The organism is Methylomonas sp. BW4-1 (genome assembly GCF_052474385.1).
Genome location: NZ_CP184125.1, coordinates 4,474,811 through 4,499,121, shown reverse-complemented (window position 1 = coordinate 4,499,121; position 24,311 = coordinate 4,474,811). Strand labels below are relative to the sequence as shown.

The 24,311-nt window shown below is 54.0% G+C and carries 20 protein-coding genes; 11 read left to right on the top strand and 9 right to left on the bottom strand.

The genetic code is table 11. From position 1 onward, the window contains the following. Positions 1-81: 81 nt before the first annotated feature. From trxA to ACH5Y9_RS20810, 5 genes are all read left to right on the top strand, one after another. The gene (gene trxA / locus ACH5Y9_RS20830) at positions 82-408 is read left to right on the top strand and encodes a thioredoxin TrxA (RefSeq protein WP_033157672.1); all 327 of its coding nucleotides are present in this window, start codon (positions 82-84) and stop codon (positions 406-408) included. Between the two features lie 174 nt (positions 409-582). Next, entirely contained in the window at positions 583-1,839 is a 1,257-nt protein-coding gene (rho, locus tag ACH5Y9_RS20825) for a transcription termination factor Rho (RefSeq protein WP_033157583.1), read from the top strand. 231 nt (positions 1,840-2,070) lie between these two features. Beyond that, positions 2,071-3,741 carry an ABC transporter ATP-binding protein/permease gene (locus ACH5Y9_RS20820; RefSeq protein ID WP_084153348.1) on the top strand — a complete coding sequence of 557 codons (1,671 nt, stop codon included), beginning with the start codon at positions 2,071-2,073 and terminating at the stop codon, positions 3,739-3,741. 43 nt (positions 3,742-3,784) lie between these two features. Next, positions 3,785-4,885, top strand: a complete 1,101-nt coding sequence (locus ACH5Y9_RS20815) for a glycoside hydrolase family 5 protein (protein WP_445367438.1) — start codon at positions 3,785-3,787, stop codon at positions 4,883-4,885. Between the two features lie 134 nt (positions 4,886-5,019). Continuing rightward, positions 5,020-5,280 carry a hypothetical protein gene (locus ACH5Y9_RS20810; protein ID WP_445367437.1) on the top strand — a complete coding sequence of 87 codons (261 nt, stop codon included), beginning with the start codon at positions 5,020-5,022 and terminating at the stop codon, positions 5,278-5,280. Between the two features lie 5 nt (positions 5,281-5,285). Here the strand turns inward: ACH5Y9_RS20810 and ACH5Y9_RS20805 are convergent, their stop codons facing one another. Together ACH5Y9_RS20805 and ACH5Y9_RS20800 are read right to left on the bottom strand one after the other, a co-directional pair. Next, positions 5,286-5,741 (bottom strand): molybdenum cofactor biosynthesis protein MoaE, encoded by a 456-nt coding sequence (locus ACH5Y9_RS20805; RefSeq protein ID WP_445367436.1) that lies wholly within the window; start codon positions 5,739-5,741, stop codon positions 5,286-5,288. A gap of 4 nt (positions 5,742-5,745) precedes the next feature. Continuing rightward, positions 5,746-5,979, bottom strand: coding sequence for a MoaD/ThiS family protein (locus tag ACH5Y9_RS20800; protein ID WP_205452160.1), 234 nt, complete (start codon positions 5,977-5,979; stop codon positions 5,746-5,748). Positions 5,980-6,032: 53 nt separating this feature from the next. On the opposite strand from ACH5Y9_RS20800, the gene moaC reads away from it, so the two are divergent. Then, complete coding sequence (moaC, locus tag ACH5Y9_RS20795) at positions 6,033-6,521, top strand: cyclic pyranopterin monophosphate synthase MoaC (protein WP_205452157.1); 489 nt, start codon at positions 6,033-6,035, stop codon at positions 6,519-6,521. 15 nt (positions 6,522-6,536) lie between these two features. Here the strand turns inward: moaC and ACH5Y9_RS20790 are convergent, their stop codons facing one another. The 7 genes from ACH5Y9_RS20790 to rlmH form a co-directional block, all read right to left on the bottom strand. Further along, entirely contained in the window at positions 6,537-7,118 is a 582-nt protein-coding gene (locus ACH5Y9_RS20790) for a hypothetical protein (RefSeq protein ID WP_445367435.1), read from the bottom strand. Between the two features lie 5 nt (positions 7,119-7,123). After that, entirely contained in the window at positions 7,124-7,942 is an 819-nt protein-coding gene (locus ACH5Y9_RS20785) for a carbon-nitrogen hydrolase family protein (protein WP_445367434.1), read from the bottom strand. A gap of 70 nt (positions 7,943-8,012) precedes the next feature. Beyond that, positions 8,013-11,051, bottom strand: a complete 3,039-nt coding sequence (locus tag ACH5Y9_RS20780) for a YhdP family protein (RefSeq protein ID WP_445369912.1) — start codon at positions 11,049-11,051, stop codon at positions 8,013-8,015. Beyond that, entirely contained in the window at positions 10,978-11,814 is an 837-nt protein-coding gene (locus ACH5Y9_RS20775) for a YhdP family protein (RefSeq protein ID WP_445367433.1), read from the bottom strand. The genes ACH5Y9_RS20780 and ACH5Y9_RS20775 overlap by 74 nt, the downstream gene beginning before the upstream one ends. A 9-nt stretch (positions 11,815-11,823) precedes the next feature. Beyond that, positions 11,824-13,281 carry a ribonuclease G gene (gene rng / locus ACH5Y9_RS20770; protein WP_445367432.1) on the bottom strand — a complete coding sequence of 486 codons (1,458 nt, stop codon included), beginning with the start codon at positions 13,279-13,281 and terminating at the stop codon, positions 11,824-11,826. Continuing rightward, positions 13,278-13,853 (bottom strand): Maf family protein, encoded by a 576-nt coding sequence (locus tag ACH5Y9_RS20765; RefSeq protein ID WP_445367431.1) that lies wholly within the window; start codon positions 13,851-13,853, stop codon positions 13,278-13,280. Before ACH5Y9_RS20765 ends, rng begins: the two co-directional genes overlap by 4 nt. Positions 13,854-13,857: 4 nt before the next feature. Continuing rightward, a complete protein-coding gene (gene rlmH / locus ACH5Y9_RS20760; protein WP_033157571.1) occupies positions 13,858-14,322 on the bottom strand; it encodes a 23S rRNA (pseudouridine(1915)-N(3))-methyltransferase RlmH in 465 nt (154 codons plus the stop codon). Between the two features lie 323 nt (positions 14,323-14,645). Between rlmH and ACH5Y9_RS20755 the strand changes: the two genes are divergently transcribed. The 5 genes from ACH5Y9_RS20755 (at position 14,646) to ACH5Y9_RS20735 (ending at position 24,311) form a co-directional block, all read left to right on the top strand. Beyond that, positions 14,646-16,118 (top strand): complex I subunit 4 family protein, encoded by a 1,473-nt coding sequence (locus ACH5Y9_RS20755; protein WP_445367430.1) that lies wholly within the window; start codon positions 14,646-14,648, stop codon positions 16,116-16,118. A 310-nt stretch (positions 16,119-16,428) separates the two neighbouring features. Beyond that, entirely contained in the window at positions 16,429-19,635 is a 3,207-nt protein-coding gene (locus tag ACH5Y9_RS20750) for a DUF2309 domain-containing protein (RefSeq protein ID WP_445367429.1), read from the top strand. After that, the gene (locus ACH5Y9_RS20745) at positions 19,632-21,209 is read left to right on the top strand and encodes a proton-conducting transporter transmembrane domain-containing protein (RefSeq protein WP_346015184.1); all 1,578 of its coding nucleotides are present in this window, start codon (positions 19,632-19,634) and stop codon (positions 21,207-21,209) included. Before ACH5Y9_RS20750 ends, ACH5Y9_RS20745 begins: the two co-directional genes overlap by 4 nt. Further along, positions 21,206-22,747: a complex I subunit 4 family protein gene (locus tag ACH5Y9_RS20740; RefSeq protein WP_445367428.1), complete on the top strand. Its 1,542-nt coding sequence runs from the start codon at positions 21,206-21,208 to the stop codon at positions 22,745-22,747. The genes ACH5Y9_RS20745 and ACH5Y9_RS20740 overlap by 4 nt, the downstream gene beginning before the upstream one ends. After that, positions 22,740-24,311 carry a complex I subunit 4 family protein gene (locus ACH5Y9_RS20735; RefSeq protein ID WP_445367427.1) on the top strand — a complete coding sequence of 524 codons (1,572 nt, stop codon included), beginning with the start codon at positions 22,740-22,742 and terminating at the stop codon, positions 24,309-24,311. The genes ACH5Y9_RS20740 and ACH5Y9_RS20735 overlap by 8 nt, the downstream gene beginning before the upstream one ends.

Below are 24,311 nucleotides of genomic sequence, written 5' to 3'. Positions count from 1 at the left end.
AAAGCCGCGCGGTTGAAATCGATTGACAATTAAAGCGCCGCGAAACTATAGTCTTGACTTTGTAAACTAATGGAGAATGGCGTGAGCGACCTAGTCCTTCATGTATCAGACGCTGATTTTAATGAAACTGTGTTGAAAGCCGGTGCGCCGGTGTTGGTCGATTATTGGGCAGAATGGTGTGGTCCGTGCAAAATGATTGCCCCGGTTTTGGATGAAATTGCATCCGAATATCAAGGCAAACTCACCGTTGCCAAACTGAATATCGACGAAAACCCCAAAACCCCGCAGCACTACGGTGTGCGCGGCATCCCGACCTTGATGCTTTTTAAAGGCGGTGAAGTGGAAGCGACTAAAGTTGGCGCCTTAACCAAATCCCAATTGGCTGCGTTTATCGATAGCAACATATAAATCAAGCCGAATCACCGGATTTATTAAAAATGTTTTTGATAAGTCCGGTTATTGCGCTAGAATTTTCCCCGCTTGCTTCTTCGCATTCTGAACGTCCTTAACAAATCCAACAACTACCTGCCGCTGTAAACAGCACTCTGCTGTTTTGCATTTCTTTCATTTCCCTTAATCAACATGAATCTTACCGAGTTAAAACTTAAACAAGCCACTGAAATTATTGCAATCGCTGAATCCTTGGGTCTCGAAAACATCGACAGAGCCCGAAAGCAGGAATTGATTTTTGCGATTTTGAAGAAACAGGCGAAGAGTGGGGAAGATATTTTTGGCGATGGGGTTTTGGAGATATTGGCGGATGGATTCGGTTTTTTAAGAACACCGGGTTGCTCCTATTTGGCGGGCCCCGACGACATTTATGTATCGCCCAGCCAAATCAGACGTTTCGGTTTACGCACCGGTGACACCGTTAGCGGCAAAATCCGCCCGCCGAAGGAAGGCGAACGCTACTTCGCGATGTTGAAGGTCGAAAGCATCAACTTCGAATCGCCAGAACAATCCAAAAACAAAATCTCCTTTTCCAACCTGACACCGCTGTTTGCCAATAAACGTTTCCGTTTGGAGCAAGGCAACGGCACCAGTGAAGATTTAACCGCCCGTATCATCGACTTGATCGCCCCTATCGGTAAAGGCCAGCGTGGCTTGATCGTTTCGCCGCCGAAAGCCGGTAAAACCATGATTATGCAAAGCATCGCCCATGCGATTGCCGAGAACAATCCCGAGTGTTATCTGATCGTGCTCTTGATCGACGAGCGCCCGGAAGAGGTGACTGAGATGGAGCGTTGCGTGCGTGGCGAAGTGGTTTCCAGTACCTTCGACGAACCCGCTACCCGTCACGTGCAAGTGGCGGATATGGTCATCGAAAAAGCCCGGCGCATGGTTGAACACAAGCACGACGTGGTTATCCTGTTAGACTCGATTACCCGTCTGGCCCGTGCTTACAACATGGTGGTACCGTCTTCCGGCAAACTGTTGTCCGGTGGTGTCGACGCTAATGCGCTGGAAAAACCCAAACGTTTTTTCGGTGCGGCGCGGAATATCGAAGAAGGCGGCAGTTTGACGATTATCGCTACCGCGCTGGTGGAAACCGGCTCGAGGATGGACGAGGTGATCTTCGAAGAGTTTAAAGGCACCGGTAACATGGAACTGCATCTGGAGCGGAAAATCGCTGAAAAACGTATCTATCCGGCGATTAACATCAACCGCTCCGGCACGCGCCGCGAAGAATATCTGGTCGATCCGGACGAACTGCAAAAAACCTGGATTTTGCGCAAAATCCTGCAGCCAATGGACGAGTTGGCGGCATCCGAGTTTTTGCTGGGCAAACTCAAGGACTTTAAAACCAACGCTGCATTTTTCGATTCGATGAAGCGCTGAGCGCAAAACCTCTGTACCGACGAGCGCTACAGCGCTCGTCACAAACTCGTCAAACATCCCCACCGCTGTTTTTCTCTTTTTTGTCATAAAACACAGAAGCCTAGACTCATTCTGATGTGCAGCCAGCAGCGCGCCAGCACATTTGATGGTTATCGATGCGATTAATTTTGTTATATTGCGCGACGACCTTAAACGAGGAGTATGGCCTTGCGAACAACCAGCAAATTTTTTATGCAATTCGTCCGATTAGCCGGCCCTTTCTGGTGCTCGGAAAATAAGACGACCATTCGGACCTTATCGGCGTTTTTGGTCGCGTTAACAGTGGCGCAAATTGCGGTCTCGGTCATTATTACCGAATGGAGCGCGGATTTATTCGATGCCTTGGAGCAGCGCTCTATGTCGAGGCTGTTTACCCAAGTTGGGTTGATCGTCTTGATTTTTATCGCGAATATGGCAATCACGGCGACCCATTTGGTCGTCAAACGCCGCTTGCAACTGAGCTGGCGGGGCTGGTTAACCGATAAATTGATCGGGCAATGGATGCGCGACGGCCGGCATTATCTGGTTACCCACTTACCGGGTCAGCACGATAATCCTGACGGACGCATCGCCGAAGATGTCCGCATTTCCACTGAATACGCAATCGATCTGTTACACACTTTCTTTTACTGCGTACTGTTGTTGACCAGTTTTACCGAGATCCTGTGGACCTTGTCGGGGACCGTTACGGTAAATCTAGGTTTGGTCGAAATCCCGGTTCAAGGCCATTTGGTCTGGTTGGCGTTGATTTACGCCGCTAGCGCATCCACGCTGGGTTGGTGGATAGGTAAGCCGCTCACTATGGCTACCGACAATAGACAGACTGTGGAAGCCAATTTCCGCTTCGCGCTGGTCAAAGCCCGGGAGAATGCGCAAGCCATTGCCTTGATCCACGGTGAGCGCCATGAGAATCCGCATTTTCATCATTTATTCGGAAACATTGTCGATGCCTGGAATCAGCAAACCCATGCCTGGCAGCGGATCACCATGTTCAGTTCCGGTTATTCGATATTGTCCATGGCATTTCCTATCTTGGTGTCGGCGCCGCGCTTTATTCTGGGTACGATCAGCCTGGGAGCGTTGATGCAATCCGCGCAGGCTTTCCAGCAAATGGTCGCGGCTTTGTCCTGGCCGGTTGACAATATGGGTAAGGTTGCGGAATGGCGGGCCTCTGTCGAGCGAGTTTTGGGATTGAGCAAGGCCCTGGAGCAATTGGAACGCGAAATAGCCAAGCCTGACCCCTATCGGATTCGCTTGGTGAAAAGCGACAAATCCGTATTGGCGTTTCGCGATTTATGCATTTCGCGTTTGGACAGAATCGTCTGCGTGTCCACTCTCAATGAAGAAATCAAGGCCGGAGAGCGGGTGTTGATTGCTGGCAATGCGTTTTCCGGTAACAAGCTGTTCAAAGCTATAGCAGGTCTGTGGCCATGGGGCGAAGGCATAATTGAATTGCCGGATGATGAAACCATGTTCTTTATGCCGCCGCGTCCTTATCTGCCTACCGGTACCTTGCGCGCGTCGATTTGCTACCCATCCAACCCCTCCACTTTCGATCAGCAGATACTTGAAAATGCCCTTCAACTGGCCGGAGTGAAAGAGTTGGAGGAACAGCTCGACCAGGTTGCCGATTGGGAGAAGAATCTTGAGCGCGAACAACAACAACGCTTGGGCTTGGTGCGGCTGTTGTTGCACAAACCCAAATGGATATTGATGCAGGAAGCCTTTGATTCGCTCGACCCTGAAAGCGAAGTGGACATGGTCAATCTAATCCATAAAAGGCTCACGGATTCCGCTGTCCTGACCATCACCAAGGTGCCCAATATACAGGCTTTGTACAAGCGGCGGATTACGCTCTGCTAACGGGAAACGTGCTCTAAGGCGCTTTGTTACCGGGGCTATCCGAATGTCTGCCAAAAAACTGCGCGGGGTCAATCTGGGCGGATGGTTGGTTTTAGAAAAATGGATGACGCCCAGTTTGTTTGCCGGGTTGAATGCCAGGGACGAGACCAGTTGGTGCGTCGAATTGGGCCGCGAAGCCGAAACCCGTTTGCAGCAACATTGGCAAACCTTCATCACCCGCGCCGACTTTGCCTGGTTGGCGCAAGTCGGGATCAATGCGGTACGCATCCCGGTTGGCTATTGGCTGTTTGCAGCCGATTATCCCTATCATCATAGTTTCGGCGCCGTGCGATTTCCTTTTGTCGGCGGCGGCATGGAGGTGCTTGACCGGGCTTTCGATTGGGCTGAAGAATTTGGCTTAAAGGTTGTTGTCGATCTCCATGCCGCGCCCGGCTGTCAGAACGGTTTCGATAATGGCGGCATCCAGGACGTTTGCGAGTGGCATACCCAAGACGCCTATATCGACTATTCCCTAGGGACCCTTGAGCGATTGGCCCAGCGTTACGGCAAACGCGCGACATTGCACGGAATTGAGATCTTAAACGAGCCGCGCTGGGATGTGGATACTGAACTGTTGAAACGTTACACCGAAGCCGCTTATTGGCGCATTCGCCGCCATTGTCCGGCCGAACAGGTGGCGGTGATATTTCATGATGGTTTCCGGTCGTTTCGCGAATACGCCGGTTTTTTACAGTCGCCCGAGCATGGCAATGTGATCTTTGACATACACCGTTATCAATGTTTTGTACAGGACGATATCGACAGGGATATTTATCGGCATCTGCAAAAAGTGGTTTGCGATTGGAAAGCAGAAGCTGACGAGATTATCAGCGGCCTGGGTTTGCCGACCTACGTCGGCGAATGGAGTTTGGGGTTGGATGCAAAACTGGCGGCGCTATGGGCCGAGGGGCTTTTCGATCATGTCCATACGGAAATGGACGACATGCAGTTCGATATCGCTTGTCGCGGCTACGCGGCCGCCCAACTGGCCGTGTTCGAAAAGTATCTGGGCTGGTTTTTCTGGAGTTATAAAACCGAGAATATGCCGCAATGGAATTTTCGGGAATGCGTCGAGCGTGGCTGGTTACCGGGTAAGTATGCTTGACGCTTGGGGCGATTGTTAAAATATTTGGTATTTTAAGTGGGGGATTTGCGTTCTGGAACGTCTTACTATTAACAGCATCATAGCAATCATGCCGAATGGGTATGCTTTAGCCGATAATGATGATTAGGTGTAATATGAAAACAAGACGATCTCGAACCAAATTGGACAAAATGTCGCCGGAAGCCTTGGATGCCTGCTTCCCGTCGGCGCGCTATTTTCAAGTTCACTTCGAATATCTGCATGAAACCATCAATGAACTGAAACAGCAGCTTGCTCAGTCCAACCAGCAAATTGCCGAACTGCAACAGAAGCTACAAGCCCAGTCGTTGGCCGAAATGCCAACGGTAAATTATGCTGTCGAGACAAAGTCCACGGGTAATTTGCGTCAGTCTTAACAGACCTAAGGTTGCTTTAGATAGCCGTCACTGTTCTTTTCGACCCAGCGTATTTGCCCGGATTCCAAGGTTTCCCGTTTCCAGAACGGTGCCTGGCTTTTCAAGTTTTCCATAATGAAGCGGCTGGCGTCAAAAGCGTCGCCGCGATGCGCGGACCACACGGCCACCAGCACCAGCGTATCGTTGGGCCATATCTGGCCGATGCGATGGATCAGCAACACCTCCAACAATTGCCACTGGCCTTGGGCTTGTTCGACAATACGCTGTAATTGTTTTTCGGTCATGCCCGGATAATGCTCCAGGTACATACCGCGTACCTCGTCGCCTTGATTAAAGTCGCGCATGGTGCCGACAAAGACACCGGTAGCGCCGTATTTGCCGGCCATGTCGACAGCTTGGGCTTGAAAATCGGCCAGTTCTTGCCAGGGGTCGAAAATCTCGGCGCTGAGTTTGATGGTCATCTGTTCAACCTCCGGTGACCGGTGGAAAAAACGCCACGTCGTCGCCGTCGCTAACTTCGGCATCCAGACCGACATACTCCATATTGATCGACGCCAATATCGTGCCCGGCATGTCCATGTGCGGATTAGCGCGATGCCAGACCTCGAGCACTGTCAACGGCGCATCGATTGTTAGTTCGTCGTAGCTGCGGCCGACGCGATCCTTCAAGCTTGCAAAGTAAAGCACTTTAATCGACATCTTTATTCACCCGGTAATACAATGCTTGGCTGATTCCACTTGCCTAGTATGCCATGTCCCATTCGCCGCTCACTCATTTTAATGCCGCCGGAGAAGCCCATATGGTGGATGTCGGGGATAAGGCCATCACCCAGCGTCAGGCGGTTTGCGAGGGGTACATAGAGATGCAGCCGGAAACCTTGGCACTGATTGTGGCCGGCACCCACAAGAAGGGCGACGTGCTGGGCATTGCCCGCATTGCCGGCATCATGGCCAGTAAAAAAACCGCCGACCTGATCCCCTTATGCCACCCATTGCCGATCAGCCATGTAGAGCTTAGCCTGCAAGCCCAAACCGACTTGAATCGCGTGTATTGTCAAACCACAGTGAAGACTACCGGCCAAACCGGCGTGGAAATGGAAGCCCTCACCGCGACCCAGATTGCTTTGCTGACTATTTACGATATGTGCAAAGCCGTGGATCGCGGTATGACGATTCAAGGAGTGCGCTTGCTGGAAAAAAGCGGCGGCAAATCCGGGCACTGGCGACGGGACGACGCTTAAATCAAGCCTTGCCGCTTACTCGTCGGCCTTCTTGTCAGGCGGGCGGTTGATGATTTTTTCGTCTATGGCTTTGTGTAGCAAACGAATCAGTTCCGCCGAGCCATCTTCGCCAAACTCCAAGTCTTGCGGTTTTGTCAGGCTGGCGTTGACGGTTAAGCCACGCCGCTCTTCTTTCAACTTGATGGTGTATTCGGCTTCGTCGTAATCATTATTCAATAAAGCGCGCAACAAGCCGACATCCTTGCCACTGGTGTCGGGGTCATAACGCACCTGAAAGCGTTGATCTTCCTGGCTTTTATCCAGCACTTCGATATTGCTGATTTTCAGCGCCGTGGCGACCATTTCCCAAGCCCGGTCGGGGCGGGTTTTCAAGGTAAGCACAGGCTTGCCCCCTTCGTCGGTAAACGCCATCAAATCGGCCAAAGCCGACTTAGGCTTTAAATCGTCGGCAGCCACTGCCGGCTGCGGATTGGTATGTTCTATCGGTAAAACCGGCGGCAGTTCCAGGTGGTGGGTGTCGCGGTATTTGTCCGGCGCATCCGCGCAAGCTGTCAGCAACAGGCAAGGCAGGCCGTAAGTCAGCGTTCTCAACCACATAAGGCTCACTCGCAAAAAAAGCGTCTATGTTCCAGCACCGGGAAAGACAGGCGGGTTTTTTCCAGGCGGCTTTTATCGATTTCGGCGCTGACAAAGCCTGGGCCGGTTTTGTAACAATCCAGTACCACGCCCCAAGGATCGATCACCATGCTGTGACCGTAGGTTTGCCGGCCGTTCATATGAAAGCCGCCTTGGTTTGGCGCGATGACGTAGCAGAGGTTTTCGATGGCGCGGGCCCGCAACAATACTTCCCAGTGCGCAGCGCCGGTTTTGGCGGTAAACGCGGAAGGAATCACCAATATATCCAGGCCTTGCCGGGTCATCGGCCGGAAAAATTCCGGAAAGCGTAAGTCGTAGCACACCGCCACACCGAGCCGGCCGAACGGTGTATCGATCACGCAGGAGGCGTCGCCGGCTTCGACGGAGTCGGATTCGCGGTATTCCTCGGCGGTATCCGGCACGCTGACGTCGAACAAATGTACCTTGTCGTAGCGGGCGACTCGCTCGCCCTGCTCGTTGTAGATCAAACAAGCCGCGCGGACTTTATTGGGAGCAGTGGCTTGCATGGGCATCGTGCCGCCTATCACCCATATGCCGTATTTTTTTGCGGTGGCGGCCAGGAAATCCTGAATCGGGCCGTTTCCATCCTGCTCGCTGACTTTAACCTTGTCGTATTCGTTCATACCCATGATGGCAAAGTTTTCCGGCAAGGCTACCAGTTTCGCACCGGCTTTCACGGCTTCGGCGATCTGTTTCTCGGCTTCAAGCAAATTGGCGCTGACTTGCGGTCCGGAGGCCATCTGGATGGCGGCACATATGGTCATGAGGTGTCCCTGATTTTAATTGTTTTCTATAGTTTTAACTGTTGGGGAGCCGTTTATTCGGCAGAGCCATTCATTTGCTCAGCGACTCCAGCCAGCCGCCGGTTAAGCCGCGCCAAGCCTTTTGCACCAAGCCGTCTTGATCGTGTAACGGCGTGACCTCGACATTGCCCCAGGGCCCGGCGAGTTTGTATTGCGAGCCGAAAAAATAACCTTCTTTGTAATCGTCAGTCACCACTTGGGTAATGACGGCAGCGATACCGCCGACGATTGTACCAGCAATCGGCACGGCCCCGGAACTCTTGGGCACGACGGCAACGCGGTGGTCTATGGTCTTTTTCACCAAGTCTGCGGTGCCGGCTATGCTGAGTTTCGCAGATACCGCGTCGATCAGTAAATTGTCGGTATAGGCCAAGCCGTTGCTGATTTTGAAGTCGCCGGTAATTTGATCAAAGGCCAGGCCTTGCCGGTAGACGTCGGTAAAGTCCAGACTCAAGCGCTTGGCCCATTGTTCCATCGCGATCAAACCCAGCAAGCGGCCAAAGCCGGGCTCTATGCTGGAAATGCGGCCGTCACTGAACTTCAGCTGCATTTGCCCGGTCAGGTTGGCCGCTGAAAATTGCTGCGGGGCGCCGCGCCAGCCGCCGTTGAAATTGATTTCGGCGTGCGTGCCTCTTAAGTCGTCGGTAAAACCTAGCTGCGACAGAAACAAGCCGAAACCGTTCATGTTCAGTTTGCCGGTCAATTGCGTCGAACTGCCGCCGACCAGTTTGATCCAGTCCGCACTGAAATCTATCGTACCGGCCACGCTGGCCAGTTGCACGTGTTTGAAATGAATGCCGTTGATCAGCCGCTCGGTATTCAGCTTCAAACTACCCAAATCCACGCCGCGCCATAGCAACTGTTTACTGTCGATGTCGATCAAGGGTAAGTCGGTGACCACTTCTTCTGCCGCGTCGAAATTCAGGTTATCCATCGCCGACAAATTCAGATAATCCATTTGCAGCTTGATGATGTTGGTGCCGCCGCGCTGGTCGGGGATCGTCAATTTGCCGCGTGCCATCGCACTGTCCAACGTGGCTTGCCAAGCTTGATTGATATGCTGCATCCGGCATTTTAGCGCGCCGATGTTCTGGCCTTGCCAGATCAGTTGCTCGGTATCCAGAATAACTTCTTTTAACGCCGGCAAAAGTTGCTGGGTTTCGTTGTCGGAGAATGCGGCAAGCGCGTCGGACAATTTGAATTGCGGCTGATTGATTTCCAGCTTCAACCCTGCCGGTTCGTAAAAGTCCGCCGAGTTTCGACCGAACACTATATGCCCGGAATGGAGTTGATTTTGTTTGCCGTCGATCAACAGCGCAGCGTTCAACTCCTTGCCGTAAGTAATTTTTAGTGGCAAGTATGGGCTGTTGTTAAAAATAAAGCTTAGATTCAATGCTTGCTCTTGCTCGGCCGATTTGGCCAGAGCATCCTGGGTGTTGATCGTTACGCCCTGTAAGTTGCTGTTAATGCTCAGTGTGGACGGCTTTACCGCATCGTATGGCAGCGTCAATACGGTTTGATAATTCAAGCTGCCGTCGGCAACCTGGTTTTTCAGGAAACTGAATTGCTTTTCCAGGCGCTGGATGTCGGTGGTACCGTCTATCAGGATTTGCGTGGCGCTGGCATCGCTTTGCAGGATGGCATGTATCGGATAGCCCAGGGTATTGCCTTCCAGGCGGTTGCTGCTGACCCGGTCTTCGGTAAAGTGCAGCACGCCGCTGATGTCGTTGACGGCCAGATCGACGGGTTTGACCAGCAAGCGAGCCTTATCCAGATGCGCATCGACTTTGACGGTGGTCGGCAGCGTTTCGTAGTAAGCGATTTTCAGATCCAGATCGACTTGGGTATGGCCATCCGGAGCTAACACTTTAGCCAGCGGATCAATTTTGGCGCGTAGCGGGGTTTTTTGCAGATACTGTAAACTGTGCGGCAGCTTGCTTTGCACCTGGCCCAATACGTAAACATAATCACTATTGGCCAGATCAGGAATCGACACCACGGCTTGATTGATGTCGACGTTTTCGCTATGGCCGCCGCTAATCGCCACGTTCAGATCTGCGCCGAGGAATTGCACATCGGCATGCACCGCACGCAAATGCGGCCACAGGGCGTTGAACTGAATTTCGCCGTCGTCTATCTCAAACACTACTTCAAACAGGCCGGGACCGTTAGTGAACGGGAAGTCCGCTAACCTTCCGTTCAAGCGCATTTCGCCCTTGTCGATATGCCCGCCGATAAAAGCATCGTCCAGCCAGGCGACCGCATCCTTACCCATGATTTTGGCCGGCAGGTATTGCGGTACATTACTGATGTCTTTGAAATTGTCGAAACGGGTGCGCATATCGATGACAGCGCTGTCGTTATTCTTGGGGATGCTGAGTTGTAGGTAGGTTTGCGTGTGGAAGGCCGCGCTGTCCAGTTGCAGATTTTCGCTGGCGATTTGCCAGTCGGTGTCGGTTTGCCGCCAGTTGATTCGGCCTTGTAAACGCGGGACGTCCAGGCTATTCCTAAACATTTGCGGCGCATTGAATTTGGCGTTTGTACTGTCGAATATCAGTTGCCCGCCCTGGTCGCCGGCAATGATCGAGCCGCTTAGCTCTTGTAATTCCGGCACGTCGCCTTGCGCATCGTTGCCCAGTTGGCTGAAATGGCCGTTGAGCGCATAGCGTTGCTGATTGCTCTCAGCGTAAAACGACAGATCGCGCAAAGTGCCGCGTGGATTGAGTGACAGCCATTTAGCCCAATCCGTTTGCTCTGCCGGTAGAAATGGCGGTATCAGATGCATCAAGGCTTGCAAATTCAACTGTTTGATCACGCCGCTGAGGTTGCCTTGCGCATCTTGCTGTAGATAGAGCTCGGCATCCCGCCAGCGCTGATGATTGGCGAAAACGTTGACATCGTAGGCGCTCCAGCGTTGCCGGCCGTTTTGCTCGGTCCAGGCTAGATTGCCTTCAAAGGTATCGAGTTGCAGCGGTTTGCCTTGCTGTCTGCCGAGTTTAATCTGTTGGCCTTGCAGATAACCGCTGACTTGGTAGGGCATCGAGTCGCGCCATTGGCTCCAGATCCGCATATCGCCGGAGCCGGATTCCAAATGCAAACCCAGCGGCAAATCCTCGATCAGCCAAGCCGGACCCTTGCAGATTGCTGCCTTCCACATAAATTTGGCCGTTGATGCCATTGGCCTGAAAGATATTGCCGTCAAGTCGGGCGGAAATGCGCAAGTTGTCGCCGTATTGCTCCGGCAAACTGCTGACTAGATGGATCTCGTGGCTTTGATCCAGATAGTGGTTTTTGATCAGCAAATCGAAGTGTTCGACCGTCACCGGCGGCCGATGCCGCTTTAAATCCTGCCACGTCACCTGGCTTTGCAGAATCTCGTATTTGCTGCCCTGTAACAGCCACAGCGGTTGTCCGTCGCTGCTTTGCAGGCCTTTGATGCTGAGGCTGCCGTCCTCATTACGCAGAATATCCAGTTTGGCGCCCACCAGCGTCACCCAACTGGCGGCCATAGGGTCCTGGGTCAATAGCCATTCCAGTAAATCTATACCAATCCGCACTTCTTGCAGGCGGATAGCTGGCTTCGCCCCGGCTTCGGCGCCTTCGATCGCAATTTCCCGCAACAATAATTCCGGGCTGAAGCCGCGCATATTCGCGCCCAGTTTGCCGATATGCAGCGGAATGCCGGTGGTCTCGCGGACTTTTTGTTCCAGTGCGCTGCGGTAATCGGCAATGTCGATCAAAAAAACCCGTACCGCGCTCAAGACGAGGGCAATCGTGATCAGCGACCAGAACAACAGGTGTCGGGTAGCCCGGGTAACGTGGTGAATAACCAAAATAGCCGCCTATAACAACACCACGTCGTAGTGCTCCTGGTTATATTCGGCTTCGGCGCGGATTTTAATACCGACTTTCAAGAACATTTCCAGCTCCGCCAACATATCGGCTTCTTCGTCCAGCAGCATTTCCACGACTTGTTCGGAAGCCAGTACCAGGATTTGCTGGACATTGTATTGCCTGACCACGCGAATGATTTCCCGAAAAATTTCCAGGCAGATCGATTCGGCGGTTTTCAAGACGCCGCGACCGCCGCAGGTCGAGCAAGGCTCGCAGAGGATATGCTCCAGACTCTCGCGGGTACGTTTGCGGGTCATTTCCACCAGACCCAACGCGGACACTTCGGTGATTTTGGTCTTGGCGTGGTCCTTGTCCAGGTTGCGCTGCAAGGCCTGCAACACCTGCTTCTTGTGGTCCTCACTCTGCATATCGATGAAATCGATGATGATGATGCCGCCCAAATTCCGTAGCCGCAATTGCCGGGAAATGGTTTGGGCCGCTTCCAGATTGGTCTTGAAGATGGTTTCTTCCAGATTGCGGCCGCCGACATAGCCGCCGGTATTGACGTCGACAGTAGTCATCGACTCGGTCTGGTCGAATACCAGATGGCCGCCGGATTTGAGTTTAACCTTGCGGTCCAGGGCCTTGCTGATTTCGTCTTCCACGTTGTAAATATCGAACACCGGCCGCTCGCCCGAATAATGCTCGATCACAGAAACGATTTCCGGGACGAAGGTTTCGGCAAACTCGACCAGCCTGAGAAAGGTTTCCTTGGAATCCACGCGGATTTTTTCGATGCCGTCTTTGTACAAATCCCGCAAAGTGCGAATGCTGAGCGGCAGGTCTTCATGGATCAGGGTTTTGACTTTGGCCTTGCTGCTTTTTTCCAGGATGGATTCCCAGAGTTTGTGCAAAAAAGTCATGTCGGAATACAAAATCACGTCTTCCACACATTCGGCGGCGGTGCGAGCGATGAAGCCGCCCGGCACCTGGTGTTTCTGCTGATAGGCTTCGATGCAAGCCCGCAAGCGGGTGCGTTCGGATTCGCATTCGATACGTTGCGAGACGCCGGAGTTACCGGCATAGGGCATGTAAACTTGGTAGCGGGACGGGATGGAAATATCGGTGGTCAACCGCGCCCCTTTGTTGCCGAGCGGATCTTTGGTGACTTGCACCACCAATTTTTGGCCTTCCTTTAAATAGTGTTCGATATTTTCCGAGGCTCTTTCGGCCAGTTCCTTGCTGCTGAAATCGGAGAGATGCAAAAACGCCGCCTTTTCCAAACCAATATCCACAAAAGCCGCCTGCATGCCCGGCAACACCCGGCACACTTCGCCTTTGTAAATGTTACCGACCAAACCTTTTTGCCGGACCCGTTCGATAATCAGCTCTTGCAGGACGCCGTTTTCGATCACCGCGACTCGGGTTTCCGGCGGCGTGACGTTGATTAATATTTCTTCGCTCATTGAATAATGTCTATGCCTGCTAGGCTTAATAATTGCGCGGTTTCGAAGAGCGGTAAGCCCATCACGCCGGAAAAACTGCCGGTGATCGATTCGATAAATACGCTGGCCAAGCCTTGAATGGCATAGGCGCCAGCCTTGTCGTACGGTTCCCCGGTTTGCCAATAGGCGACGATTTCCTGGTGGCTCAAGGGCCGGAAGCGCACTTCGCTAACGCTAAGCGCTTGCCAGTGTTGCTCACCGCGTAAGGATACCGCGCTATAGACTTGATGGCTGCGGCCGGATAAATGACTGAGCATTTCAATGGCGTGCTGCAAATCGTCCGGTTTGCCGAGGATGCGGCCGTCGCAAATCACGCTGGTATCCGCGGCCAGTACCGGTAAATCAGTGCCGACCGTTGCCAGACAGAGCGCCGATTTTTCTGCGGCTACCCGTTCGACGTAAGCAGTCGGTGTTTCGCCCGGCCGCGGCGTTTCGTCGATGTCTACCGCCATGATACTGTGACGGATGCCGATTTGCTTGAGCAATTCGCTGCGGCGCGGCGAGGCGGAGGCCAGGATCAGTTGTGGGTGCATGCGCTTAACGATGGTAAGGGTGGTTATTCAACAGACTCCAGGCCCGGTAGATTTGTTCAGCGACAATCACTCGAACCAAGGGATGCGGGAAGGTCAGCGGCGACAGGCTCCAGGATTCCTGCGCCAGATCGCGCACTTGCTGAGACAAGCCTTCCGGTCCGCCTATCATCAACGCGACCGGCTGACCGTTGCCCAGCCAGCGTTGCAAGGCTTGCGCCAGATTAGGCGTGGTCCAGGGCTTGCCGGGTATGTCCAGCGTCACCACGTGCGCCCGGCTTGGCAATGCCGCTATCATGCGTTCTCCTTCGTCCTTGGTAATGCGGGCAATGTCGCCGCTACGGCGTTTGTCCGGGGCAATTTCTTTTAGCAGCAACTCGCATTCGCGCGGCAGCCGCTTGGCATATTCATTATAACCTTGCTGTACCCAGTCCGGCATTTTGTTGCCGACGGCTATCATGTGGATTTGCATAGTTGTTACAGGCTATCAATTCGCGGGAAAACGGGGGTAAAGAACGGGTGGCATTCATGCGCACAGCGTTTACAAACGTCGCCGAGCTATTGGCGCTAATCGCAAGCGTGACCTTGTTTGGCATGCGTAGGCTCCCCAAATCCCGATACTTTTTGCTGCGCTTAGGTTACACGAAGCGCCGGGCTTTGCGAAATCGGCTCTACCGTCCGATAGTGTAAGCCCTAAACGGCCGTCTGGTTTATTTAAACCAATTCTTGGTCGGATTGGCTTTTTTCAACCAAATGTCGTTAGAATGTTTGCTGTATTGGACTTAAACGATAACAATGGTGATGCTAAGCGCGCTGTTATGGACCCCGGCGCTGGGGGCAATATTGCTGGTACTGGTCTCTGGCCGGAATAGCCGATTGATCAGAATTGTAGCTAATCTATTCAGCTTGGCGGCTTTGTTGCTGGCTGGTTTGCTATTGCTCCAGTTCGACGCCGACGACACCGCGCTGCAATTTAGCGAGTTCTATCCGCTTAACCCCAAACTGGGCAGTGCTTATGCTTTGGGTGTGGACGGCCTGTCCATGCCGATGCTGGTGCTGGCTGCGCTGTTGACTTGCATTGCCCTGCTGGCTTCCTTTTCTTTAACCGACAGCATCAAGGGCTATCATATTTCCGTGCTGTTGTTGGAATTCGGCATGCTCGGCGTGTTTATGGCGCAAGACTGGGCGCTGTTTTACATCTTCTGGGAAGTGACCTTGATCCCACTGTTTTTCCTGATCGACCGCTGGGGCGGCAAACGCCGGCATGCCGCCAGTTTAAATTTCGTGCTGTACACCATGGGCGGCTCGGTGTTCATGTTGCTGAGTTTATTGGCGATCAGTCAATACGATCTGGAAAACCAAGGTTCTTTGATGGCGTCGATGGGCCAAGCCGCGCAAAACATGCCAGAGATCGAACAGGTGCTGGTTCTGTTGGGCTTCCTGATCGGCTTTGGCGTGAAAATGCCGATCTTTCCCTTGCATGGCTGGCTACCGTTGGCGCACGTCGAAGCGCCTAGTCCAATCAGCATTTTACTCTCGGGCATTCTTTTGAAAATGGGCGCCTACGGCTTGCTGCGCTGCGTGGTGATGCTGCCGGTTGCCGCCAAATTGATTCAGCCGCTGCTGGTATTTCTGGCGCTGTTCGGCATGCTTTACGGCGGTTTGCTGGCCTGGCGGCAACGCGATCTGAAAGCCATGGTGGCCTACTCCTCTTTGAGTCATATGGGTGTGGTCCTGCTGGGCATTGCCGCGCTGAATCAAACAGGCTTCACCGGTGCGATATTACAAATGACCGCGCACGGCCTGATCGCCGGCGCGTTGTTTTTATTGGTTGGTCTGCTTTACGAACGCACGCATACCCGTAACATTCAAGATTACAGTTCGCTGGTGCAGGTCATGCCGCGCTTCGCTACCTTAACTACCTTGACCTTGCTGGCGGCTATGGGCTTGCCCGGCTCCGTGGGTTTTATCGCGGAACTGCATACCCTAATCGGCGGCTTTCAGGAATGGGGCGGTTTGATGGTGTTTTTTAGCCTCAGTATTCTGATCAGCGCCGCCTATGCGATGCGCACCATCGGCTTGCTGTTTACCGGTCCGGTGAAATCGCAGATGCGGAAGATTGCCGACCTGAAATCTTTGGAACTGATGGCTTCCGGCGTGTTGGTCGGCGGTATTGTATTGTTTGGTTTGCTACCGGCGCCGTTGATTGATTTGTCTATGGCAACAGTGGGGAAAATGTTGGCGGTAATGGGGGAGAGGTTGCCGTGAACACAGTCCATATTGAAGGAAGGGTCCGGCTCCCGTATGCCGCGCCGAGCACCGAAGCTTTTGCCGAGGTCAGCCCGCTAGTGGAGCGGCAGGGATGCCGCTCGTTTTCGGAGGGGCTGGGAAGCCCCTTCCGAAAACCCTCGGCAAAAGCTTTGGCGCGCAGGATCAAAGCGGTATTCGGGTCGCTTTTTCTTTGGATACTTTCTTTTGGCGATGCAAAAGAAAGTATCTCGGTTGTCGGTCCGAGAACCGACATTAAAATATCCGTCGCGCTAGCGACACCATTTTCGAAGATCAGGGTGTTAAGGCAATGATGGCATCGTCTACAAGCACCTTGTCGCCCCGACAAATCATCCTTGACGCGATCCATCATCTGGATCACGTATTACCGGGGCAGGCGCCGATTCACGATTTCGTGCATCACAATACCTTGCATGGCTTTCAGCATTTGCCGTTCGAGCAAGCGCTGGAGGAATTTAACGAATTGACGGGTATCAGTTGCTACCTGCCGGCCGAACAGTTTCGCGAGTTTTATGCACAGGGCCGGATAGCCGATCAAGATATTGATGGCGCATTGGCGCAGCAATTTGGAGAAGCGCTGGACACTGAGATTTGCAAGGTCAATGGCAAACCCATTACTCAGCAGATGCTTTACCGGCTGGCCTTGCTGCACGAGTTGCAGGCGCTGACACCCGGGCAATTCGATTGGCAGGTGCGCGAGCTCGGAGTGCTGGATAAGCCGGCCGCCGCTGGCGAAACGGCTCGTGAATTGTGGGATGCCTTGCTCGCCAAGCTTGAGCTGCAAACACCGAATTTGCATCCGGAAGATTTGCTGGATTTGTCCGCCGAGCAAATCCGGCAATGGCTGCCGGATGCGGCGAATGCCGGTGCGGAACAGCAGATGCGCCAATCTTGCATGGAGAGCCTGGAAAGCCTTTTTGCACGGGTCGGCGACCGTTTGACCTTGCGCGGCTTGCTGTTGGCGTTGACCGGCGAGGATATTCTGGACACGGTGCGTCCGCAATTGATTCGTTTATGCGCATCGTTATTGGATGAAGGCCTGGCGGCCTGGCGATTGCCCAAGCGCCAAGAACTGGGTTTGTACGAAGCCTGGCGTGAGAGTTTGATCTACGATGCCCAGCCGGTTTTTCAGGAACTACATAATTGGCAAACGGTTACGGGAGCATTACCTGCCGAACCCATAGATGCGATTGCGCAAGAGCTGGTAGCACTGAAAATCCCAGAATCCCGCTGGGTTGGCTATCTGCAAAGGCTAGCCCTCGAACTACCGGGTTGGTCGGGTTTGATCAACTGGCGGCAAACTCATCCCGATTATCAAGCGGATGACGCCACCCAACCCCTATTGGCCGATTATCTGGCGATACGCTTGATTCTGGATCGGCTGTACGCAGAACAGCTATGCAGGCAGCAATGGGGTTGCGAGGCGCAACTGGACAAACTCCGCGGTTATTTTTCGAAAAACCTGGCTGAGTTTTCGGTCAGGCACACTTTGTTTCAAGGCCAATTGCCGGAATATCTGGCGCTTGCGTCACAGGCTTTACTGAAAGATTCGGCGCGGGACAAACAGGTCTGGCAGACCGTGGCCGAACGGATTTGGACCTGGCAACTCAGTCCATTGGCCCCCCCATCCTCAAATCTCAATATTTACAACCAGGGCTGGCGGCTATTTCGCGTTTGCCAGTTGCTCGGTTTGACTGCTAGTGACGTGCAGCATATCGAATCCGCCCAGTTATTGAATTGCTTGGCCAGCATCGACGCTTTCAGCGAAGCCGATCGCAATACTGTCTGGCTTAACGCCTACGAACGCCACTATCAACAAGCGCTGCTGCAAGCCCTGCACGCCAATCATAATCGCGGGCGCTGGGCGCAACGAGACAACCGCCCCGCAGCACAAATCGTGTTTTGCATGGATGATCGCGAGGAAGGCATCCGCCGTCACTTGGAAGAACTCAATCCGGCTATCGAAACGCTGGGAGCCGCCGGATTTTTCGGGGTGCCGATGAATTACCAAGGCTTGGACGATAGCAAATTGACGGCCCTTTGTCCGGTGGTGGTCGTACCGGCACATAACGTTCAGGAATGCAGTCAACCCGGCCAGGAAAAAGCCTTGGCCCGGCGCCGGCAAGGCCGCAATCTAAAGCAACGGCTTGCCGATTTGCTTCAGCACGGTTTGCGCCGTGATACGCTGCTGGCATATCCGGTGATCAATGCCATGGCACCTTTTACTTTGCTCGGGTTGCTGGCGAAAAGTTTCATTCCCAAAACGCAGCAGCAGTTGCTGGTTGCGCTGGCGAAAGGCATCGCGCCCGACGTGCCATCGCAATTGCATTTTACCGCTGGCAACCCCGAGACGCCTGCCTCCCCCCAACAGCCCAGATTAGGCTTTACCGACCAGGAGCAAGCCGAGCGCATCGCCGGGTTTTTGCGTAATACCGGTCTGACTTACGGCTTTGCCGAATTGGTGGTATTGATGGGCCATGGTTCGATGAGCCAAAACAATCCGCATTTGTCCGCATACGATTGCGGCGCCTGCAGCGGCCGGCACGGTGGGCCGAATGCCCGGTTGTTCGCGGCAATGGCGAATCGGCCAGAAGTCAGGCAATTACTGGCCGAGCGCGGTATCGTCATTCCAGCCGACACCTGGTTCATCGGCGCCGAACATAATACCTGCGACGAAGACATCATCTGGTATGACAGCAGCGCCGTGCCGCGGGAGCGCCAACCGGCCTTCAACAAATTTATGCAGCAGATGCAACACGCGCAGCGCATGTCGGCTCACGAGCGCTGCCGGCGTTTGGCGTCCGCGCCGCGCCGGCCGGAGCCCAAGCAAGCGTTACGGCATTTTCTAAATCGCGCTGCCGATTATTCCCAGGCTCGGCCGGAGTTGGGCCATGCCACCAATGCCGCGGCACTGGTCGGTAGACGCTCTTTAACGCAAGGTGCATTTTTTGACCGTCGCCTGTTTTTGATTTCCTACGATCCGAGCCAGGACCCGGAGGGGACAGTGTTGGAAGGCATTTTGCTGGCGGTCGGTCCGGTCGGGGCCGGCATCAACCTGGAATATTATTTTTCCACCGTGAATAACGAACGGCTGGGTTGCGGCTCGAAAGTGCCGCACAATCTGACTGGCTTCTGTGCGGTGATGGAAGGTGCCGGTAGCGACTTGCGCACCGGCTTACCAAGGCAGATGATCGAGATTCACGAGGCCATGCGTTTACAAATCGTTGTCGAGGCGAAAACCGCGGTGTTGGAGCAAATTTACGGCCGGCAGGAAAGCCTGCGAGAACTGATCGGCGGCGGCTGGGTGCATCTCAGTGCCAAAGATCCGGACAGCGGTGAGATATTTGTGTTTCAGCGCGGTGTCGGCTTCGTGCGCTGGCAACCCGACAACATCGAACTGCCGCTACGGGACAATTCGCCGGATTGCTATCGCGATGAAACTCAGCCGGTGGCGCCTATGCTGATCAAGCAGCCCGATTTAATGGCGGTTGTATGAGTATGGCCGCCTACGCAACCCTGATTCCTTTGTTTCCGTTGCTGGCGGCGCTGTTGATTGGCGGCCTGCACTTTTTCCGGATTATCGATGGCGAGGCCGGCGAGAAAACCACGGCCCGGCTGGGCGTGACGGCTATTGGCTTATCGGTACTGACGGCCCTGGCTTTATTGGCCGGCAATTTGTCCGGTCAGTTGCCCGACTCGGTGTCGTACGGCACCTGGCTGCGTAGCGGCTCGCTGAGCATAGACTACACACTCAGCACCGGCGGTTTTAATCTGGCCTTGGCCGGTTTGTTCTCGCTGTTACTGCTGGTCGTGATGCGCTTTTCAGTGAATTACCTGCACCGCGAGGCCGGCTTCCACCGCTTTTTTTTCATCCTGAATTTATTCGCGGCGGCCATGCTGCTGTTGGTTTTGTCCGGCAACGCGGTGTTTACCTTTATCGCCTGGGAGATGGCCGGGGTTTGCTCGTATTGGCTGATTGCTTACGCCTACGACAGACCCATCGCCGCGAATAACGCCACCCGCGTATTTGTGACCAACCGCATCGGCGACGGCGGTTTTATTTTGGCAATCGGTCTGGCCCTGGCCTGGTTGGAAAACGCCGATTGGCAAACCATCAACAGCAGCGCGGCGGATCTGGAGGCGGGCGACGCTACCTTGCTGGCCCTGAGTTTTGCCATGGCGGCATGCGCCAAATCCGCGCAGATTCCGTTCACGCCCTGGTTGGCGCGGGCAATGGAAGGGCCGACGCCGTCCAGCGCTATTTTCTACGGCGGGGCGATGATTCATGCCGGCGTGTTTTTAGTGATTCAATTGCAGCCCCTGTTCATGCAGGCACCGCTGGCCATGCTGGTGCTGACGGTGGTTGGCGCACTGACGGCAATTTACAGTTACTGGGTAGGCTTGAGCCAGACCGACATCAAAAGCTCGCAAATCTTCGCCACCTCCGCGCAACTGGGTTTGATGTTTGTTGAATGCGGCTTGGGATTTTGGACTTTGGCGGCCTGGCATCTGGCCGCGCATGCCGTAGTGCGTTGTTATTTGCTGCTAACCGCGCCGTCCATCTTGCACAACACCCACGGACAACCCATCAAATCGGTGGCGCCGGCGCTGGCAAATTGCCGCTGGGCCTTTATCGCCTCTTTGCAGCGCGGCTGGTTGGAGCCAGCCCTGGATTGGTTGCTGGTCAAGCCGGTTTTACGCTTAGCCAAGGATGCGCGTTACATCGACGAACACATTGTGGATAAGGCCTTGGGCGCGCCGGCACCGGCTATCAAAGCGGTGTCGTCCTTGGCGCAGTGGGAAGAACAAAAAATGGGCGCCAACCTGGATAGCCAGGAAGACAGCTTCGCCCAAGGCAGCGGTCTGGCCGGCAAACTGGCGCAATGGACCGCCGCCTTGCTGAACTGGTTTGAATATCACTTCATTCTGCGCGGCATCGGCCGCGATTCGATTCGATTTGGCCGGCGCCTGGGTCAGGCTGCCAACCGTTTCGAACAATTATTGTTACAGCCGCGCTATCTGGCGTTGTTTGTGTTGATCACCTTGATGGTAGCGCTGGGATACCGATGAATACCCCTATTGTTTTCTGGCAGGCAGTGGCGGCGGTACCGCTATTGACCTTGATGACGCTGGTGCCTTTGCTGGCCATGTTAGCGGTGGTGTTTGCCAAGCCGATTTATAGCGTGCGGCTGGCTTTTGCCGGCGCATTGCTGAACGTATTGCTGAGTATTTATCTCTTGCTGATATTCGACTCGGAAACCCCTGGGCTCCATCTTGCCGAACATTTTCAATTGTTGGGTATGAACTATCGGGTTGGCGTGGACGGCACCAATATTCTGTTTATTCCGCTGACGGCAATTTTAGGCTTGCTGGCACTGATCTATACCTTGATCACCCGCCACCGAAGCGACCGCCTGTTTATCGCCTGCCTGCTGGCCTACCAAGGCATATTAATCGGCGCATTCGCGGCGCTGAATACCCTGCAATTCTGGTTCTGGTGCTTGCTGGAGCTGGTGCCGGTGGTGTTATTAACGGTATTTGCCGGTACCGGTAAGCAGCGCAATCAGGTGGTGAAATCGGTGTTGCAATACTGGCTGTCCGGTTTGGCGATGAGTCTGGCCGGCTTTGTGTTGCTGAGCTATGGTTTGGCGCAAAATGGTTTGGATTTGAGCTTTGATTGGTTGACCTTAAAGCACCACAATCTGGCGATTCCCAACGAAACCCTGATCTTTATCCTGCTGTTTTTCGGCTTTGCCATCCGTATGCCGCTGTTTCCGTTTCACGCCTGGTTGCCTTTGCTGGCGGAGCACGGCACCGCCGCCAGCGCGGCGATTTTTCTGACCGGTTTGAAGCTGGGCATTTACGCCTTGATCCGCTTTATTCTGCCGCTAGTGCCGGGTGCAGCCGAGCAATGGGTGCACTTTGTCGTCGATCTGGGCTTGATCGGGATTTTTTACGGCGCCTTGTTGGCGCTGATGCAAATCAATATGCGCCGGCTGTTAGCGTTTGCAGTGATCAGTCATACTGGCATGTTGGCGATAGGGGTGTTCTCCTTCAACGATTTTGCCTTGGAAGGCAGCATTTTGCTGTCGATAGCCTATGGGTTGGCGACTGCCGGCATGCTGTTCAGCATTGGCTTGATTTACGAACGTACCCGTACCTCCTTTCTGCCGCGCCTGGGCGGATTGTTCGAGACTAATTCGACGATAGCCTTGCTGTTTTTGATTTCCGCGCTCAGCACCATGGTCATGCCTGGTACGCCGGGTTTCGATGCGGCGCATCTACTGATAGAAGGCACCATCGAGGAACACGGCTGGTATATCGCCATCGCGATTTTGCTGGGTAACGTGCTGGGGGCAGCCTTTCTGTTGTGGGCGTTTCAGCGTCTGTTTATTGCTCATGCCAAACGCATTGTTCAGCCTTACGGCAGCGTCCACCATCCGGTGGTTAAGGAGCGGATTATCGCTGTGACCATCTGCGGCCTGCTGATCGGCACCGGTTTTTACACCACGCCCTGGCTGAAATACATCGATCAGGAAGCCAAGGAAATCGGCGAACATTATCCTGAACATCATAGTCATCACATGAACGGCCCGCACCATGACTGATAGTTTTCCTTTGCTGTCCCTCTGTCTGGTCTGGCCATTGTTGGGGGCCTTATCGCTGGCTTTCATTCAGGATACCCAGTTAGCCAAGCGCGGCGCTTTGTTAGTAGCCGTTGTGGAATTACTGTTTACCGTCGCGGCGGCTGGGGTTTTTGATAGCGCACGCGGCGATTTTCAGTTGCTGGAAGACTATGCCTGGATACCGGGCCTGAATATTCACTATCAACTCGGTGTGGACGGCATCTCGATCCTGTTTTTGCCGATGACGGCCTTGCTGACCCTGATGGCTTTGTTGGCCGGCTGGAACAGCGTGCGGCAATTAAACCGCTTTCAGTTGGCGTTGATGTTGGCATTGGAAAGCGTGACTATCGGTGTGTTTACCGCATTGGACCTGGCCTTGTTCTTCCTGTTTTGGGAGCTGACCTTACCACCGATTTTTTTCTTGATCGGTTTATGGGGCATCGGCGCCGAGCGACGGTACGCGGCGATGAAATATACCTTGTATATGTTATTCGGCGGCGTACCGCTGTTGTTCGGGATTATTTTGCTGGCGATGAATCACGCGCAGGCTAACGGCGGGACCATTCCGCAGGATTTGGCTTTCAGTTTGCCGGTTTTACTCAACACGCCGATACCCGAGTCGGCGCAGGGTCTGATCTTTCTGCTGCTGTTTTTGGGGTTTGCGGTGAAAGCGCCGCTGCTGCCGTTTCATACCTGGCTGCCGACCACGGCCATTGAGGCGCCGACTTTTCTCAGCGCCTTGCTGGTCGGTTTGAAACTGGGCGTTTACGGCATCATTCGTTTTGCGATACCGCTGGCGCCGCAAGTCGCCTTGGAACATCGCTGGCTGTTGGCGATACTCGGTGCGGTGACGCTGATTTACGGCGCCTTGATCGCGTTGCAGCAAACCAATCTGCGCCGTTTGCTGGCTTATTCCAGTATTAGCCACGTCGGCCTGGTCATCGTCGGCATCGCCGCTTTTAATTTGCAAGGTTTACAAGGTGCGGTCATGCAGTTGCTGAATTTCGGTATAGTCGCCGGCAGCCTGATGTTGATCGCCGGCATGATCCAGCAACGCTTGGGTAGCAACGATCTGGTTCATCTCGGCGGCTTGGCCAAACCCATGCCGCGCTTAACTACGCTATTTTTCGTGTTTGCGCTATCCAGTATCGGCGTGCCCGGCACCAATGGCTTCCCCGCGGAATTGCTGATGATACTCGGCGCATTGCAGGCTTATCCGGCACTGGCGATGGTGGCGTTGTTTGGCGCGGTATTGGGCGCGGCGTATCTGTTGGGTTTTGTCAGACGGGCATTCTTCGGCCCGCTTGTGCACAACAGCGTAGCCAAAGTACAGGATCTGCGCCCACGCGAGTTGGCATTGCTGGTCGTGCCGGCGCTGCTGGTATTGATGATAGGTCTGTATCCGCAATGGCTGTTGTCCTGGCAAGAAACCAGTGTGCAGTCCTGGTGGCAGCGCTTAAGCGTGGTGGCTCCGCGGGCGGCACCAACATCCATACTCACGCAGAGAACCACAATTTCAGGCGCGCTGAGCGATGGTTCAATATAA